Source organism: Acinetobacter sp. ANC 4636, assembly GCF_054454555.1.
Genome location: NZ_JBTKVD010000004.1, coordinates 85,085 through 103,475 on the forward strand (window position 1 = coordinate 85,085; position 18,391 = coordinate 103,475).

Here is an 18,391-nt window from a genome sequence, read left to right on the forward strand (position 1 = left end):
AAATTCAGAAAAATATGAATCAAACCATCAATTACTATAATGCCAATGCCCAAATGTTCTGTGAGACGACGTATAAGGTCGATATGGAGAGCTTGTATCAGCCATTCCTAAGATTCTTGCCTGAACATGCGTTTATTCTCGATTTGGGGTGTGGTTCAGGTAGAGACACTCTAGCTTTTAAAAATAAAGGTTATCAAGTTGAAGCAATCGATTATGCTGAAGCCCTTGTGGCCAAGGCGAGAGAGCTTACAGGGCTGGAAATACGTCAGCAAAGTTTTTATGACTTAAATGAAAATGAAAAGTACAATGGCATCTGGGCATGTGCATCATTACTGCATTGTGAGAGAAATCGACTACCTGATGTTCTGGAAAAAATGCTTCATGCTCTCAAGCCGAATGGCTTGATCTATATGTCTTTCAAATATGGTGATTCTGATCGAGAGAAGGATGGTCGAAAATTTACTGATTTGAATGAACAGCATGCTCAAGAATTGTTGGCACAATTTGATGAAACTAGCTTAATTCAACAGTGGATTACTATTGATAAAAGACCTGATCGTACAGAAGAGTGGTTGAACTTACTTTGGAAGAAAAATGTTTAATTCCATTCCATCAGCACAACAACAACTTAAATTCTTAAAAAATATTCAGTTGATCTTACAGTCAGGTAGCTTTAGTAGTACCTATAAATTTGCCTTACTGATTAGTCTTAGTCGATTAGCAATTGAGAGAGGTCAAGACAGCGGAGAACAGTTGGCACTTGAGTATACAGACATTGCTGAGAAGTTTATTGAACTCTATTGGAAGCAAGCTGTGCCATATACATTTCATGAAGAAGGTCAACTGATCCTCAATCAGAATAATGGTAAGCAGGCGGCTATTGTCAATCAAATCGTTTTGCTCAGGCAGAGATATTCATCACTTGGTGTATTACGCCGAGATTCATCGGTTTGGTTAAGGTTGCTGAAGGATGTGGCAAGAACAGTCAAAGAAATGCCAGTACGTTATCTGCAAAACTTAAATGGTCAGAATTTTGAGTTTTTATATCAGTTAGAAAAATCTAATCACCAACTGATCTTATTACCTCAAGTGATGTTTTGCTTACGCCAGTTCAGTGAAATTATTGAAGAACTGTGTCAAAAGCGGTGGATTGATTACATTCGAAAAAACAGTAGTAACGCACCCATCTTAAATAAGCTTCCGAACCTTGAACAGTTTATGTTTGAGCCGAGCCGTAATCAACTAAATGCAGTTGCAAATGTCTTGACCGAGCTACAAGAGTGCAAATGCTTCTATTGCAATAAAGAAATGAAAAAAGGTAATTATGCGGTTGACCATTTTATTCCATGGTCAATGTATCCATCCGATACTGGGCATAATTTTGTCCTTGCAGATGTAAGTTGTAACTCTAAGAAAAGCAACTCATTGGCTTCTGAAGAGTTTTTGCATAAATGGCAGGAACGGAATGAAGCGCAAGATTTAATTATTATCGATCGGATATCTGTATTAGGTTTTCTGACGGATAAAGAAAGATCACATATGGTGGCTGATTGGGCTTATGCACAAGCCAGTGAAAATAATTACTTAATATGGTCCCTCTAACCTAAAAATTTGAGTACTTTTATAAAAAATATAATAATCGTAACCTGATATCAATAGACTCTAAGATTATTAGAATTTGTAGGGGAAAAATGGCTTCACTATATCTAAATCGACTAAAAGCAAATGAACGAGAACAGTTAATAAACGTATTACATGAAGCACAAAAGGGTATGTGCTTTATATGTGAAAAGCCAATTGATTTAGTTATTCACTCTGACAGTATTGATATTGATCATGTGATACCGTCTGCTCATAATGGTAAAGATGATCCGAGTAACTTTGCTTTAACACATGCGAGTTGTAACCGATCAAAGCAGGCGAGTAATCTAGAAGTTGCCCGTATTTTGCAACGCTTTAAGCAGCTGAAAGAAGATCTACAACATGGAAATAAAGTTCCGAATTTAGCGCATATACTTGAGAATGCTAAAGGCGGACAACATGAATTAAATTTTAAAATAGAAGATGATGTCATTCACTTTAGTTTTTCTAGTATAGGTGATGAAAAAATTTATCAGTTACCTCTTTATCAAGATGATCTCAGTGGCTTTAAATATTTTTTTGCTAAAATGCCTATTGAATATTTGCATCATGATCAAAGAATTAACCCAAGATCAATTGGTCCAAATATTAGTAAGTTGGTTGAAGAATTTTATCAAAAAAGACCACAACTACATATTCCTTTAGCGTGGATGCAAAGCCAAAACAATAAATCAGGTATTTTTATCTTTGATGGTCAGCATAAAGCCGCTGCACAAATTATGTTGGGTGTTCGCTCATTACCTGTTCGAGTTTTTGTGGATGTAGATGCCGATGTATTAATTACGACAAACTTTAATGCTGGGACAACATTAAAACAAGTTGCTTTCGATAAATCAGTTCAACGTCATCTTGGTAGCACTTTATATCAGGATAAATTACAGCGTTACCGTATGGATACCACTCGAGCTGAAGATGATTTCAGTTTTTCCGAAAAGGACTTAGCCTCGCATTTCAAAGGTCAGTCTAGAGAGATAAAACGATATGTATTGGATTCGGTTCGTAATGCAGTAATTACCAGTCCAGAAAATAAGTTGCGTGATTATATTGATATGGCAGGTAAGGCGACTGAAAAACCAATTTCCTACATTAGCGTGGAGCGTACATTCTATTCTTTCTTTATTCATTCTGAATTATTAGAAACCCGGTTGGATTATAAATCTGATGTTGGTGAAAATCCTCGGGAACTTGAAGTTAGTCAACTAGTTCAGTTAATGAATATCATTGCTGAAGAATTTTATATTGAAAAGTATGATTTCGAAATTGGGACAGGTCAGATTGAAAGTAAAATCCAAAAAGGACAAACCATACCTTTAGAGCACCTGAAGGCTTTCCGTCTGAGTAAAGAAGAGATTGTTTATAATTGGTTATCATTGATTCGTGAATTAATTACCAATTATTACAGTACAGTTGGTGGAGCTTACTATCCGAATAAACCTTTTCAAATTAAATTCCCTGATCAATTGTGGACAAACATCCGAAATTTTTTAAGAAATTTTGCAGCTCTACCTTTCTTGGTTAATACACAGCTTTCATCGACCATTTTTAGTGGGAAGCGATCTACTGATTATTGGCAGACAATTTTGAAAACTGGTGAGAGTAATGATGGTATTCAAGTAATGCCTGAAGGCCTTATTCTCGTTCAAATGCAGAAACCACTATAATATGTACACCCTTTGCAGAGTTCCCTCTGCAAAGGGATACATCTAAAACTTGTAAATCCCACTGATTTCTTTTAAAGCATTGGTATAAAGTGAGGACTTTAGCTCTTGTAAATTGCCTTGTTTAGTTAAAAAATCTTGATGTAACACGATCCAATTAGGATCACTTTTATTCATTTCTATTGGCGATGGAAGAAAAGAACGTTTAGCATCGTATGCACATACAAACTCATCTGATAAAAAGGCAGGTGGTGTTATCCGATCACGAACGATGAAGCAATCCACTAAAGTAAAATTTACAGGTGGTTTTCCAGTAAATTCTCCTTGAATCATCCAAACAATATCATCAGTTTTTAGATTCTTATTTTGCTTGGCGTAAACCATTGGTTGAGGTAAATCATGGTAATAAAATGAGCTCTTATCTTTCGTGCTTACTTTATGATAAGCAAGCCAATGTCTGCGCATAAAAAAAATATCCAAGAAAAGCAAAAAATATTCAAATTATTTTAACGCAATTCACATAAAAATAATTTTTTCGACAATGCTAAAAACTTTGACGTTTCTATTACAATGAATGTGATTTTTTGAATTTCTTCGGCTCATTTAGAATTTTTTATTGGGTCGAAATTTATACTTGTAGGTAAAAAATGCCGTTAACGCTTAGCCAATTAGAAAATCATTTATTTAAAGCTGCAGACATCCTGCGTGGAAAAATGGATGCATCTGAATTTAAAGAATATATTTTTGGTATGTTGTTCATTAAACGCTGTTCGGATGTTTTTGACGAGAATAGAGAGCGTTTGATCAAAGAGTTTATTGAAGCAGGTCATTCTGAAGAGGAAGCTCAGGAAGCATCTAAGCTTAAGGACTTTTATAAAGAAGAAGGTTCTTTTTGGGTTCCTGAAGAATCACGCTATGATTTTATTGTAAAACACGCTCACAACAACGTTGGCGATTACCTTAACAAAGCCCTTGGTGGTCTTGAGGTAAATAACGTGAGTCTAGAAGATGTTTTAGAACATATCGATTTCAATAGAAAAATTGGTAAAAGCCGAATTAAAGACATCAATTTACGACAACTTATTTCGCATTTTGCAACTTACCGTTTGAGAAATGAGGACTTTGAATTTCCTGATTTACTTGGAGCTGCATACGAGTATCTTATTGGTGAGTTCGCAGATTCAGCTGGTAAAAAAGGCGGTGAATTCTATACACCTCGATCAGTTGTTCGATTGATGGTACGCATGATGCGTCCTCAACAGCATCATCATGTTTATGATCCATGTTGTGGTTCTGGCGGTATGCTGATTCATGCAAAAGAATATATGGATGAGCATGGTCAGGATGGACGTAAAGCAAATCTCTATGGGCAAGAAGCCAACGGGACAGTTTGGTCGATTGCTAAGATGAATATGCTGTTACATGGTATTAGTTCAGCAGATTTGCAAAATGATGACACGCTTGAACACCCTCGCCATTTAAAAAATGGTGAATTACGTCGTTTCGACCGTATTTTGACTAACCCTCCATTTTCGATCCCATGGGGGAGTAAAGATAAAAACGAAAAAGGGGAAATTGCGTGGAAGCCTGATTTTTCAGATATTCGCTTCCCTTATGGTGAGGTGAAGTTAGGTTCTAAAAAAGCAGATTTGATGTTTGTACAGCACATGTTGGCGGTCTGTGCAGATGAAGGTCTCGTTGCGACTGTTTTACCTCACGGTGTGCTATTCCGTAGTGGCGAAGAAAAGACGATTCGTCAGGGCATTATTGATGATGATTTATTAGAAGCTGTCATCGGTATTGCACCAAATCTGTTTTATGGCACAGGTATTCCAGCGTGTATCTTAATTCTACGTCAGCGTAAAAACGATGCATCAGAGCGTATTAGTGGAAAACCGCAAAATCGACAAGGCAAAGTATTATTTATCAATGCGGATCGTGAATATTTCGAAGGCCGTGCGCAAAACTATCTATTACCTGAACATATCGAAAAAATCGCTTCAACCTATGAGAATTACTCAGAGTTGGATAATTTCTCTAAAATCGTTGATTATCAAGAGATTGTAGATAACGATTACAACCTTAATATTCGTCGCTATGTAGATAACACGCCTGAACCAGAACCTCAGGATGTTCGAGCACATTTAGTTGGTGGTATTCCTAAGCCTGAAGTCTCAAATAAAGCGCCTTTATTTCAAGCACACGGTCTAGATGCATCAGCTTTGTTTGTTGAACGTGATGAAAAGTACTATGACTTTTTACCTGAGATGCAATCAAAAGCAGAGTTTAAATCTTTAATCTCACAACAAGCTTCAGTCGTGGCGAGAGAAGCAGAAATTAAAGCGTCATTTGAAAAGTGGTGGTCAGAAAACGCAAGCTCAATCACAACATTGGTTGGTGAGAAAAGTTTTGTAAGTGTCCGCCAGCAATTACTTGAAAGTTTTAGTCAAACTTTGAATCAAGTGGGTATGCTCGATAACTTCCAAGTTAAAGGAATGATTGCTGGTTTTTGGTATCAAGCAAAATATGATTTCTTGACGCTAATGGCACGTGGTTCAAGTGGTGTAGTGGATGCTTGGCGTACAGGTATTGTGACTGCGCTTGAGGACAAGACTCGTAAAGAAAGCCCACTTGAGCACAAGTTGGTAAAATTCCTAATGGGTGATTTCGTTGATGATTTAGAGCAGTTGAATGCGAAAAAGACTGAGCTTGAAGGTCAGTTAGCTGCTTTAGAAGGTACGGAATCAGATGAGGAAGAAAGTGAGTCTGATCAAGCTTCGATTAAAGATTTGAAAGAGCAGAAGAAGACGAAAGAGGCTCAAATTAAGCCACTCAAGCAATCTGTGAGAGCCCTTGAAAAAGAGCGTAAAGCTTTAAATGTACAACTGAAGAAACTGCAAAAAGATGCATTGCTAAATCAGGATATGATTGTAAGCATTGAAGTACAAACTCAAGCGATTGATAGTCAGGAAAGCAAAGTGCATCGTCAAATTCAAGTGATTGAAAATGAGCTTGAACCAGTCTATGAGGCTTTAGAAGCTTATGCCGCTGTAGAAGCTGAGTTAAAAGAAGCAAAACAAGCGGTGTCTGAAAAAGAAGCACAATTTGTTGAGTACTTAAACCAAGCAGTAGATGGCTTAGACAGTGAGCAAGCAGCTATTTTAATTTTGAATATTTTGCATAACGATATGACTCAGATTTTAAATCGTTATATCAATATTCAACGTCAGGCCGTGGTGCAGTGTTTTGAAACGTGGTGGGATAAATATAAAGTTACGTTAAATGAAATTGAGCAAGAGCGAGAGAAAGTAGCATCTGAATTATCAGGTTTCTTAAAGGAGCTTGGTTATGTTTGATCTAACTAATATCACTTTCGATAAAGTCAAAATTCGTGATTTAGTTGAATCCCAATATGCAGGGGAATGGGGGGATGACTCTTATTTCCCAAATGCTAATGTAATTCGTGCGACTGAAATTAAAAATAATGGTGAAATTAATTACAATACAGCGGTAAAACGAAAAATTGATCCACAACAGCTAGAAAGAAAAAAATTGCAATTCGGTGATATCTTAGTTGAAGGCTCAGGTGGAAGTCCTACACAACCTGTTGGTCGTATTGCATATTTTAATAAAAATGCCGACGAGAATTTTATTTGTTCAAACTTTTTTCGAGTGATTCGCTTAAAAAGCAATATCAATAGTAAATATATATTTTGGTTACTCCACTATATTTACTTTCAACCAATCATAATGCGATTTCAGCAACAGACGACAGGACTAATTAATTTTAAGTTTCAGGAATATTTAGATCTAGAGATTTTTGTTCCATCAAATCCAAAGGATCAGGAATATATTGCTAGAGTTTTAGATAATCTTCAAAATTTAATTAATCTTCAAAAGAATATTATTCGTAAATTGGTTAGCAAGAAGCAGGGACTTTTAAATGATCTACTTACTCGTGGCGTAGACTCAAAAGGAAATCTCCGGTCAAGTTATAAAGACGCACCTGATCTTTATCATGAGACTGAACTTGGGTTTATTCCAAAGGATTGGGATATCTCTTTGTTAGATAATATTGCTACCAGAGGAAGTGGACATACGCCAAATAAGAATGTTCCTTCATATTGGAATGGGGGGATTAAATGGGTTTCACTTGCAGATTCCTCTAAGCTAGATCAGATTCATATTTCTGAAACAGATAAAGAAATTAGTGATTTAGGTATACAAAACTCTTCGGCAGTAATGCACTCTAAAGGTACGGTTATCCTTTCTAGGGATGCAGGAATTGGTAAGAGTGCCATACTGACTGAGGATATGGCAGTCAGTCAGCATTTCATGGCTTGGAAGTGTTCAAGACAATTAAACAACTATTTTTTGTATTACAGGTTGCAGAAGGATAAACTTGTCTTTGAAAATATTGCCATTGGAAGTACGATTAAAACGATTGGTTTACCTTTTTTTAAAGCCTATCAAATTGCTGTTCCGACAACAGTAAGTGAACAAGAAAAAATTTCGGCGATTTTATTAAATGCTGATAGACATTTAAGTAACGAAATTGAAAAATTAGAGAAATTAGAGAAAGTAAAAATAGGTCTCTTAGAAGATTTACTTAAAAATTAAAGTATGGAATGAATAAGTGAGCAGAGAATATTTAGATGTAGAGCTTCCATTGATTGACCAGCTAAGAGGGATAGGCTGGTCACATTATATTAATGGCAGTGTAGAAGATCCGAAAGTAACGTTACGTCAGAACTTTACAGAAGTTTATCTTGAATCTATCTTGCGAAAAAAATTATGTGAAATTAACTTGCGTGATGGCAAAGAGTGGCTAGATAAAGAACGTATTGATGACACAGTTAAAGCACTACAACTAAATGCAAAAAATAAACTTTTAGAACTTAACAAACAGGTGACTGAAAGTTTATTGCTCAAGGGACATGAAGTTGATGGATTAGAAGGGTGGAATGGTGGACGTAGCCAAATCATTCAGTTCTTTGATTGGGAAAATGTTCACAATAACCGATTCACGATTGTTCGCCAATTCAGAGTAGATTGCCCACCTGGGTATGATAAGGGTAAAGGCTACATCATTCCTGATATTGTTCTATTTGTGAATGGTTTACCATTGGTCGTAATTGAATGTAAATCTCCTGCTGTTCAAGAACCTATCATTCAAGCGATTGATCAATTGAGACGATACACTAATCAACGGTTTGAATCAGGTGAAGTACATGATAAGGAAGGTAATGAAAACCTATTTATTACCAATCAATTACTCATAGCAACGAGCTTTGATGAAGCTCGAGTGTCCACAATTGGTGGTTTAGCTGAGCATTACTTGCCTTGGAAAACGACCTATCCTGAAAAAGAAGAAACGATTTGTGAAAAATTAGGTGTTTCGCAACTAAGCGAACAGCAACGTTTAGTACAGGGAATTCTTGAGCCGAAAAATTTACTCGACCTTGTTCGACACTTTGTCATTAATCAAACTGAAAATGGGCGATTAATCAAAATAGCACCTCGTTATCAGCAATACAGAGCAGTGAATAAAGCCATAGAAAGATTAAAAAATGGTGATACACGAGCGGTTGACGGCGAGCATGATAAGCGTGGTGGGATTATCTGGCATACGCAAGGCTCAGGTAAGTCACTAACCATGGTTTTCTTGGTACGTAAAATGCGTTCCGATTACCATTTGCAGACGTTTAAAATTGTGATGGTCACAGATCGTAAGCAATTACAGAAGCAATTAGCTGCCACCTCCATTTTAACGGGTGAAAAAGTTTATGTAGCTAAAGATGCTAAAACAGTGAATAAGCTGATTGAAAGCACAACACCTGATATTGTCTTCGCAATGATTCAAAAATATCAGGATCAAGATCTGAAAGCGATTAAATCAGATGAAAAAATTGCTTTAGATCAATTGACCAGTACGACCAAGAAATCATCAAGAGTTAGAAATGCCAATGAAAATATTCTTATCTTGATTGATGAAGCGCATCGAACTCAAGCAGGTGACTTACATGCCAATCTCATGGCTGCTTTACCAAATGCAGCCAGAATCGGTTTTACAGGTACGCCTATTATCATGGGTAAAAAGAAATACACACATGATATTTTTGGTGAGTTTATTGATCGCTATACGATTAAAGAGGCGGAAGAAGATGGTGCGATTGTACCGATCCTCTATGAGGGTCGTACTGCAAAAGGTGCATTAAAAGATGGTGCAACTTTGGATGAGCTTTTTGAAGATCTCTTTGCAGAGAAATCAAAAGAAGAGCTAGAAGAGATTAAAAAGAAATATGCAACCAAAGGGGATATTAGTGAAGCCCCATTGCTTATTGAAGATAAAGCTTACGATATGCTGTGCCATTACGTGACACATATCATGGCAAACGGGCTGAAAGCACAGGTTGTAGTATATAGTCGTTTGGCAGCGATTCGTTATGTCGAAGCTTTGAATAAAGCAAAAGAGAAACTTCTAAAGCAATCGAGTTTAATCTCTGAATCAGATAAAAAAATATCTGCTGAAGAGTTGGTACAAAAGCCATTGAAAAAGCAGGCTCTTATACAGGCGTATCGTCAAAAGGATTTACTACAAAAAATCGATTTTGCTGCAATTATTTCTGCTGATAATAATGATGATCCAGCATGGAAGGAATGGACGGATCATGAGGTACAAGAAACGAGAATTGAAAATTTTAAAAAACCACTGATACATTCTAATCCTGAAAAAATGCACCCCCTTAGTTTTATTATTGTTAAATCAATGTTACTGACAGGCTTTGATGCTCCAATTGAGGGGGTGCTATATTTAGATCGTTCAATTCAAGAAGCAGAACTTCTACAAGCAGTGGCACGTGTAAACAGGACGGGTTTTGGAAAGAAAGCCGGTTTGGTTGTGGACTATTATGGTGTTGCTGAACATCTAAAGGATGCATTATCGCAATACAGCCAAACAGATATTGAAGGTGCATTAGCAAGCATTAAAGATGTTCTGCCTAGTTTAAGAGATGCTTATACACGTGTCATGAAATGTTTTACCACTCATGATTTAGATATTTACAGTGATTTAAACGAGTGTGTTTATCTGCTTGAGAGTGAGAAGATTAGGGCTGAATTTACTGTTAAATTAAAGAAAATGCTTGCTCTCTTAGATATAATATTACCACGTCCAGAGGGATTAGAGTTTGTCAAAGGTGCCAAGCAACTCGCTTACATTTATGCTCGAGCACGTAATCAGTATCAAATGAACAGCACGCCAATTGGGAAGGATGTTGGAGCTAAAGTCAGACAATTAATTGATGATCATGTTATTGGCATGGGGGTGGATCCGAAAATTCTACCTGTTACATTGCTGGATGCTGGTTTTAGTGACTATTTGGAGCAAATTGAGAAGCAGGCTGGCAAACGAGCTAAAGCATCGGCAATGCAGCATGCTGTCCGTGCTCACGCTACCCAAAATATGGATAAAGATCCGGTCAAATATGCAAAATTAAGTGAGTACGTTGAAGAAATTCTAAAAAATATGCATGAGCATTGGGAAGAGCAAATTAAGGCATTCCAAAAGATATTAGATCAGGAACTAACACAACAGGCTTTTGATTTTGAAGATGATAAACAGCCTGACATGCCAGATGAATATAAGCCATTTTATAATGTAGTCGTAGATGAAGTTTTCAAAGATGTTAAGTTAACTGAACAACAGCAATCCCAGATATGTAGCACCATACAGGATTTAGTTGATATGATTGCTAACGAATTGACGGAAACTTTCTGGGAGTCACATAAAGCCGCAATGCGAGATTCGCTTCAGTCTAGAGTAGTGCAAGATTTATTTAAATCTAAATTGGTACCTATAACTAAAGCTTCATTGCTTGCGAATAAAATTATGGATATTGCTCAAGCAAACCATGAAGCTTTGTTAAATTTGTAATGCAAACAAAAATTGGCGAATTCGAAATTAATGTTAAACACAGCAGAATTAGAAATTCAATGTGTTTAACAGTTGAAAGAGATGGTTCTATTTCTCTTGCTCTACCTCTTGATGCAACGCATCAAGAGGTAGAGCAATTCGTTAAGTCGAAGACTTTTTGGTTGTATACGAAGTTAGCTGAAAAGGAAGAATTGAGACAGAAAACTATACCTAGAAAACAATTCGTTGCAGGTGAAGGTTTTTTGTACCTTGGCCGTAGTTATCGTCTCAAAATTGAAAAGAATATCGAATTGCCAATACAACTCAAGAAAGGCAGATTAGTGCTGTCATCAGATAAAGTTGATGAAGCTCAAAGTTACTTAATTAGTTGGTATAAGAAGAAAGCAGAAAAATGGATAGAAGCAAGATTTGAAGATTTTAAAAGTCAGATTGTTGTTCAACCTGAAAAGATTCATATCAGAGATTTAGGATACCGTTGGGGATCATGTAGCAGAAATAAATATTTATATTTTCATTGGAAAATTATTTTACTCCCGAAGTCACTTATTGATTATGTGTTAGTACATGAACTTATTCATTTAATTGAACCAGAGCATAATGATGCATTTTGGAAATTAGTGGCACTAATTATGCCTGACTATGAAGAGCGTAAGATTCAATTAGACAAAATAGGAGCCGAAACAGATTATCTATTCTAAAAATGGGGAATTTGAGGTAATTATTTTATTTATTAATTTTTAAAAATTAGCACTTTGTAATTTGAGTTCAATAGCTACCTCCTCAAAACTAGATCTCTTGTAAAGATTAAATAAGCCAATTGATTTTCATCAATGACTATATGAGGTGGGAGGGTATCCGACGATAACGCCCAGCACTGTTATCATCAATATTCTTTAAAATGAGTTGATGAATGTTGCGAATTTGCCATTCTGAAAAATGCTCATTCTTGCGAATGATATCTTCCACGTAATAAATTGCATCACGGTGATTGATGGCTTCAAAGTGTTCACGTAGTGCTTTGCCACCAACAGTAATCCCTTCTAAAACAACCTTGGTTTCAAGCAAAGTCAGTGTATTGCCTTCAATTGCATTGGAGTGATATGTCCAACGCAGGATTAAATCTTCCTGTAAATTTTTGACAATCGAAGGAGCAAGAGGACGATGTTGATCCAATTTGTGTTTTAAAAGATCAATATCTTCAAACATAGCTTTGCCACAACACGATAAAAATCAAAACTAAATCTTGATGTTAAACATATATCGATTATTGTGATGAGCTTTTCAGCTCATCACAATAATTTGCCCATGTCTGCATCATCACTTTTCGCTTTTCTAAATGCTTGGTGCGGTTATAAGCACGACCATGCATGTCTTTGACTTGATGAGCGAGCTGTTGCTCAATCAGTTCAATTGGAAACTCTAAAACTTCTTCCAAAATGGTACGTGCCGAAGCACGAAAACCATGCCCACATACTTGTTCGCTGGTATAGCTTAGGCGACGTAATGCTTGATTAATTGTATTTTCAGACATTGGCTTTAAGTTGGATGTTGTTGCAGGAAAAACATATTCACTTTTATGCCGACTAATTTGAGAAAGTTCCGAAAGCAAATGAATCACCTGAGTGGATAGGGGCACAATATGCTGGACACCTGTCTTTAATTTTGTTTTCGGTGGGGTATAACACCATAGCCCTTTTTCAAGATCAATATCTTGCCATTTAGCATGTCTTAATTCCCCTGGGCGTACAAACACCAATGGTGCAATTCGTAAGGCATAGCGTGTAATAGCTGAACCTTCGTAGTGGTCAATATCTTGTAAGAGTAAAGCAAAGTCTTTGGGTTCAACCAATGCTGCCATATGTTTTGCACGAGGGGTTTTTAGAGCACCTCGCAAATCTTGCGTTGGATCACGTTCGCATAAACCAATTGATACGGCGTAACGTAAAATCTGACCACATTTCACTTTAACTTTCTTGGCAGTTTCTAATTTTCCTTCTTTTTCATAAAGCTGACAAACTTTAAGCACATCCATTGGTTTGATCTCATGAACAGGCATTTTTCCGATATGCTGATTAATCACTTCTAAAAGTCGTTGCTGCCCCTTTACAGTAGACTCAGCAAAATCTTGTTTGGCAAACCATTCTGCTGCAATTTCTAAGAAAATATTCTTATTTGCATTTAATATCTCATTCTCAATTCTGATTTTTTCAGAATAAGGATCAATATTCTGAGCGAGCAGGGTACGAGCTTCATCTCTTTTATGGCGAGCTTCGGCTAAACTGACAATTGGGTAAATACCAAAACTAATCGTATTACGTTTTTTGGTGAATGGACGACTGTAGTCAAACTTCCAATATTTGTAGCCATTTTTGTGAATGAACAAATAAAGACCAAGCCCATCCGAAATACGTTGGTGTTTATCTGGATCTGCTTTGAGATTTTTGATCTTACTATCGGTAAGGCTTTTGACTATTTTTGGCATTTTTACAGTACAAGGTTTTGCGTATAAAAGTTTGTACTGTATTTTATACTGTAAAAAATATTAGTCTACAAGAGAGATTAAAAGACTTATCTGGACTGTTTATTTATATAAGATACTGAGTTTATTTAATTTTCAATGGTTGATTTGACCGTTAAAGATAAAAATAAACACTAAATTGGTGCGGTCTGCGGGACTCGAACCCACGTCGGTCGCTTAGGAGGCAACTGCTCTATCCAGTTAAGCTAAGACCGCAGCTCAGGCGTTACTCTACCGCAAACATTCATAAAAAAAAAGTTATTGCGGGGCAATAACTTTTTAAAAATACTCAGAAAATCAGGTTTTGATGAGATAAGATGACCTCTAACCCATTTTTCCTTAAGATTTTTTAGCAGCAAGCATTTTAAAGAGCATAAACATCAGCGCAATCCAAATCGGAAGCATGATCACAGACTCTTTAAAGCCTTGCATCCACATGATGTAAAGCACAACCACGATAAAAGCTAAAACAATATAGTTGGTGATCGGGTATAACAATGAAGGATATTTAGTTTTAATTCCTTCGCTAATCATTGCCTTTTTAAATTTCAAATGGGTCAGTGCAATCATTGCCCAGTTCAGAACCAAAGCCCCAACAACAATATACATGAGGTGACCTAAAGCATCCTCAGGAACAAAGTAGTTCAATAACACACAAGCAAAAATCAGTAGCGCTGAAAATAACACCGCAGGAATTGGCGTGCCTTGTTTATTGACCTTCAGGAACACTTTTGGTGCATTGCCTTGTTCTGCCAAACCAAACAACATACGGCTGTTGGCATACATGCCACTGTTATATACAGAGAGCGCTGCTGTTAAAATAATGAAGTTCAGAATACTCGCAGCCCAGCCAATACCTAACTGGCTGAAAATCATCACGAATGGGCTTTTGTCTAAACCACCGAGTTGTAGTTTGTCCCAAGGCACAAGTGATAATAAAATCGTGAGTGAACCGACATAGAAAATCAGAACACGGAAAACCACCTGATTAATCGCTTTCGGAATGGTTTTTTCTGGTTGCTCAGCTTCTGCCGCTGCCATACCGATCAGTTCAATTCCACCGAAGGCAAACATGATAAAGGCAAGCATGTAAAATAGACCACTAAAGCCTTTCGGGAAGAAACCACCATGGGTCCATAGATTGGTAATCGTTGAACCTGAGCTTGGGTCAGCTGTGACTAATAATACAATTCCGAAAATAATCATGGCAATTACGGCTGTAACTTTAATAATTGCAAGCCAGAACTCGGATTCGCCATAGAATTTGACATTGCCTAAGTTGACTAAGGTAATGACAATAAAGAAGAAAAGCACCGACACCCACGCAGGGATAAATGGCCACCAGTAGTGAATATATTTTGCAACGGCCGTTAATTCAGACATTGCCACTAAAATATATAAAATCCAGTAATTCCAGCCTGTTAAAAAACCTGGAAAATTTCCCCAATACTTATACGCAAAATGACTGAATGAACCTGTCGTTGGTTCATGAACAATCATTTCCCCGAGTTGACGCATAATTAAAAATGCAATTAAACCACCAATTGCATAGCCTAAAATAATCGATGGCCCAGCAGATTGGATGACTTGTGCGGAACCTAGAAACAGACCCGTACCAATTGCACCACCCATTGCAATCAGTTGGATATGTCTGTTTTTTAAGCCACGCTGTAATTTCGATGACTCGTTACTCAAAATGGTATGCTCAGTAATCCACAAGATTGCGTATTGTAATAGATTGCTATAATTTAGCCTAGCCTTATGAATGACTGGTTGATGTGCAACTTTTGTATGATAACTTTTTGAAAATAATAAATATTTTTTGATTAAAAATTATTCGATTTTCAATCTTGGTTGTGTATTTTGCTGAGATCGCTCAGATTTTTTTGAAAAAAAACAACAATCAGGCGATAATGCTTTTTATTTTGAGATGATTAATATGACAATTCCTGCTTGTCCAAAGTGCCAATCTGAATATACCTATGCCGATGGTGAGTTATTGATTTGCCCAGAATGTTCTTATGAATGGAAAGAAGGCGAGGTAGCTGCTGAACAAGCTGAGCAAGTTGTCGATGCACATGGTCAAGTATTGCAAGATGGCGACAGCGTCACTGTAATTAAAGATCTAAAAGTCAAAGGCTCATCATTAGTCGTCAAAGTTGGTACCAAAGTGAAAGGTATTCGTTTGCTTGCTGATGCGAGTGATGGTCACAATATCGATTGTAAAATCAATGGTATTGGAGCGATGAAGCTTAAATCAGAATTTGTTAAAAAAGCGTAATTTCAATATATCCGAGGCAGATGTGTCAATAATCGCATCAATATCTGCAGACGTTTTAAAATCTGCACAGCAACAAATTCAACAGGATTTAACACAAGCATTAGATGCTTTTGCACTGCCTGAGCCTTTAAAAGGTGCGGTATATCATGCTGTGATGTTAGGTGGTAAGCGTGTACGACCTGCACTGTGTTATGCAACTGCGGCGTTACAACCGCATATGCATTCGGCGGCAGTACGTCGTGCGGCAGTTGCAGTTGAATTGATTCATTGTTATTCGCTGGCACATGATGATTTGCCGTGTATGGACAATGATTCTTTGCGTCGTGGGCAACCGACGTGTCATGTTGCATTTGGGGAAGATACTGCTTTACTGGCAGGCGATGTGTTGCAGTCGATGGCCTATGAAGTGCTGGGCAGTCGCCTGTTTGATACAAGCGTAGCAATTGAACCCAGTGTCGTCTTAAAGCAAATGCAGATTTTAGCAACAGCCAGCTCGAAAATGGTTTGCGGTCAGGTACTTGATTTACAAGCTGAAGGTAAAAAAGTTAATCAAGATGCCTTAGAAAATATTCACCGTAACAAAACAGGTGCGTTGATTCAGGCTGCAATCATGATGGTGGCAGTGACGATTTTTAAAGGTACAGATCCTGCAATTCCACAGTTGCGTCAGTTTGGACAGTCAATTGGTCTGGCGTTTCAGGTACAGGATGATATTTTAGATGTCACTGCTGAAACTGAAGTCTTGGGTAAAACGGCGGGTAAAGATCTGGAAGTTGAAAAATCAACTTATCCTGCGCTTTTAGGTTTAGATGCTGCACAAGCTTATGCACAGCAATTGCATGATCAGGCGCTACAAGCTTTAAGTCATTTTGGGGAAGATGCACAGCAATTGCATGCGATTACCCAGTTTTTACTGGCGCGGCAACATTAAAAAAAGCGGCTAAGCCGCTTTTTTTATTTTTAAATCAATTATTTTAAAGTACGTCCCATAATGCCACGAATGGTATTCAGTACATCAGCTGGGAGTACCACAGTTTTGGCATTGTTGGATTTTGCCATATCCTGCATGGCTTTAATGTACTGTTCACCAAGTAAATAAGACACAGGAATTTCCTGTTCGCCGATTGCTGAACTCACCATGGCAATCGCTTTTTGTGAAGCCTCTGCCAAAACCACTTGTGCTTCAGCATCGCGGCGTGAAGCTTCTAAACGTCCATCCGCTTCTAAAATGGCAGCTTGTTTTTCACCATCGGCTTTGGTGACGGTTGCACGGCGCTGACGTTCTGCCGCGGCTTGCGCTTCCATAGCAGCCTGCATTGTTGTAGAGGGTTGAATATCCTGAATTTCTACAGTCTTTAAGGTGATGCCCCAGTCGGCAATATCATCGGAAATTGCAGCTTTGAGCTTAGCTTTAATATGATCACGTGACGACAAAGCATCATCCAGATCCATTTCACCGACAATTGAACGCAAGGAAGTTTGCACCAAATTCTGAATTGCAATATTAAAATTTTCAATACCATAGACTGCTTTTTCAGGTGTGGTCAGGTTGATGTATGCCACAGCATTCATCATTAAAACGGCATTGTCACGGGTAATGACTTCTTGAGAAGGAATGTTGAGAACAATATCTTTGGTTGTGACTTTATAAGCAATATCATCAATATACGGAATAATGATACTTAAACCTGGCCCAAGAGTTGTATGGTATTTACCTAAGCGCTGCACGATCCATTTGTTGCCTTGTGGAACAATACGTACGCCTTTAAAAATAGTGACTGCAACAAAAGCAAGAAGTGCTAAAACAATAATACTTGCGTTCATTATTATTTTCCTTGTTGTGAAGAGGAAGGATTTGAAGAATAGCGTTGTACCAGCAGGTCATTGCCTAATATATCAGTCACAATAACGCGATCACCGACCTGTACATTGGATGCAGTGCGGCATACCCATTCATCTGCACCGAGTATAGGCAAGGAAAACCGAACTTTGATTTGCTCGTGATTGAGCCCAGTCTGAATGACCATACCAATTTGCCCGATGGTAGCTTCACGGGGTAAACCAGCCTTGGTTTTATCAATTGACAAAGGTTTTATAAATTTAAACCAGAGTATGGTGCATAAAATTGATAAAACAGTCCATGTTACGACTTGGGTGGCAAAACCCATCCACGGAAAAATCCAATATAAAATACTGACCATGATTGCAGCGAGACCAAACCAAATCGCTGCAAAAGTGGGTATAACCAGTTCAATCAGCATCAAGCCAATGCCTAAAACAAACCAGTGCCAAGGTTCCAACACAATCTGCATAAGTTGTCTCTATTTATTGGTTTTATGTGCAAAAATCACATCAGT

General features: G+C 37.5%; 14 protein-coding genes, 1 tRNA gene and 1 pseudogene. 9 read left to right on the forward strand and 7 right to left on the reverse strand.

The window, feature by feature from the left end; translation table 11 throughout:
• The first annotated feature begins 14 nt into the window (after positions 1-14).
• From ACX1N5_RS05755 to ACX1N5_RS05765, 3 genes are all read left to right on the forward strand, one after another.
• Positions 15-602: a class I SAM-dependent methyltransferase gene (locus tag ACX1N5_RS05755; RefSeq protein WP_458800804.1), complete on the forward strand. Its 588-nt coding sequence runs from the start codon at positions 15-17 to the stop codon at positions 600-602.
• Complete coding sequence (locus tag ACX1N5_RS05760; protein WP_458800806.1) at positions 595-1,602, forward strand: HNH endonuclease domain-containing protein; 1,008 nt, start codon at positions 595-597, stop codon at positions 1,600-1,602. Before ACX1N5_RS05755 ends, ACX1N5_RS05760 begins: the two co-directional genes overlap by 8 nt.
• An 89-nt stretch (positions 1,603-1,691) precedes the next feature.
• Positions 1,692-3,302, forward strand: coding sequence for an HNH endonuclease (locus ACX1N5_RS05765; protein ID WP_458800809.1), 1,611 nt, complete (start codon positions 1,692-1,694; stop codon positions 3,300-3,302).
• Positions 3,303-3,344: 42 nt separating this feature from the next.
• Here ACX1N5_RS05765 and ACX1N5_RS05770 read toward each other — a convergent pair whose 3' ends face one another.
• On the reverse strand, positions 3,345-3,764 hold the full coding sequence (locus ACX1N5_RS05770) for a hypothetical protein (RefSeq protein WP_458800810.1): 420 nt from the start codon (positions 3,762-3,764) through the stop codon (positions 3,345-3,347).
• A gap of 182 nt (positions 3,765-3,946) precedes the next feature.
• On the opposite strand from ACX1N5_RS05770, the gene ACX1N5_RS05775 reads away from it, so the two are divergent.
• From ACX1N5_RS05775 to ACX1N5_RS05790, 4 genes are read left to right on the forward strand one after another with little or no spacing between them, the layout of a single operon-like run.
• Positions 3,947-6,655: a type I restriction-modification system subunit M gene (locus ACX1N5_RS05775; protein WP_458800812.1), complete on the forward strand. Its 2,709-nt coding sequence runs from the start codon at positions 3,947-3,949 to the stop codon at positions 6,653-6,655.
• Entirely contained in the window at positions 6,648-7,919 is a 1,272-nt protein-coding gene (locus tag ACX1N5_RS05780; RefSeq protein WP_458800814.1) for a restriction endonuclease subunit S, read from the forward strand. The genes ACX1N5_RS05775 and ACX1N5_RS05780 overlap by 8 nt, the downstream gene beginning before the upstream one ends.
• Positions 7,920-7,935: 16 nt before the next feature.
• Entirely contained in the window at positions 7,936-11,235 is a 3,300-nt protein-coding gene (locus tag ACX1N5_RS05785) for a type I restriction endonuclease subunit R (RefSeq protein ID WP_458800816.1), read from the forward strand.
• Positions 11,235-11,933 carry a M48 family metallopeptidase gene (locus tag ACX1N5_RS05790; RefSeq protein WP_458800818.1) on the forward strand — a complete coding sequence of 233 codons (699 nt, stop codon included), beginning with the start codon at positions 11,235-11,237 and terminating at the stop codon, positions 11,931-11,933. Before ACX1N5_RS05785 ends, ACX1N5_RS05790 begins: the two co-directional genes overlap by 1 nt.
• Positions 11,934-12,090: 157 nt before the next feature.
• Here the strand turns inward: ACX1N5_RS05790 and ACX1N5_RS05795 are convergent.
• The 4 genes and pseudogenes from ACX1N5_RS05795 to ACX1N5_RS05810 form a co-directional block, all read right to left on the reverse strand.
• Positions 12,091-12,441: pseudogene (locus tag ACX1N5_RS05795) on the reverse strand (Fic family protein); the annotation flags it as partial.
• A 58-nt stretch (positions 12,442-12,499) separates the two neighbouring features.
• A complete protein-coding gene (locus ACX1N5_RS05800) occupies positions 12,500-13,717 on the reverse strand; it encodes a tyrosine-type recombinase/integrase (RefSeq protein WP_458800820.1) in 1,218 nt (405 codons plus the stop codon).
• A gap of 176 nt (positions 13,718-13,893) precedes the next feature.
• Positions 13,894-13,969: transfer RNA gene (locus ACX1N5_RS05805), tRNA-Arg, on the reverse strand.
• Between the two features lie 123 nt (positions 13,970-14,092).
• The gene (locus ACX1N5_RS05810; protein WP_131380344.1) at positions 14,093-15,448 is read right to left on the reverse strand and encodes an amino acid permease; all 1,356 of its coding nucleotides are present in this window, start codon (positions 15,446-15,448) and stop codon (positions 14,093-14,095) included.
• 244 nt (positions 15,449-15,692) lie between these two features.
• On the opposite strand from ACX1N5_RS05810, the gene ACX1N5_RS05815 reads away from it, so the two are divergent.
• Positions 15,693-16,034: a zinc ribbon domain-containing protein YjdM gene (locus tag ACX1N5_RS05815; RefSeq protein ID WP_004750994.1), complete on the forward strand. Its 342-nt coding sequence runs from the start codon at positions 15,693-15,695 to the stop codon at positions 16,032-16,034.
• A gap of 22 nt (positions 16,035-16,056) precedes the next feature.
• Complete coding sequence (locus tag ACX1N5_RS05820) at positions 16,057-16,965, forward strand: polyprenyl synthetase family protein (RefSeq protein ID WP_458800822.1); 909 nt, start codon at positions 16,057-16,059, stop codon at positions 16,963-16,965.
• Positions 16,966-17,003: 38 nt separating this feature from the next.
• Here ACX1N5_RS05820 and ACX1N5_RS05825 read toward each other — a convergent pair whose 3' ends face one another.
• Both ACX1N5_RS05825 and ACX1N5_RS05830 read right to left on the reverse strand, forming a co-directional pair.
• Entirely contained in the window at positions 17,004-17,858 is an 855-nt protein-coding gene (locus ACX1N5_RS05825; RefSeq protein ID WP_004750999.1) for an SPFH domain-containing protein, read from the reverse strand.
• A 2-nt stretch (positions 17,859-17,860) separates the two neighbouring features.
• Positions 17,861-18,346 (reverse strand): NfeD family protein, encoded by a 486-nt coding sequence (locus ACX1N5_RS05830; protein WP_131380336.1) that lies wholly within the window; start codon positions 18,344-18,346, stop codon positions 17,861-17,863.
• Positions 18,347-18,391 lie beyond the last annotated feature (45 nt).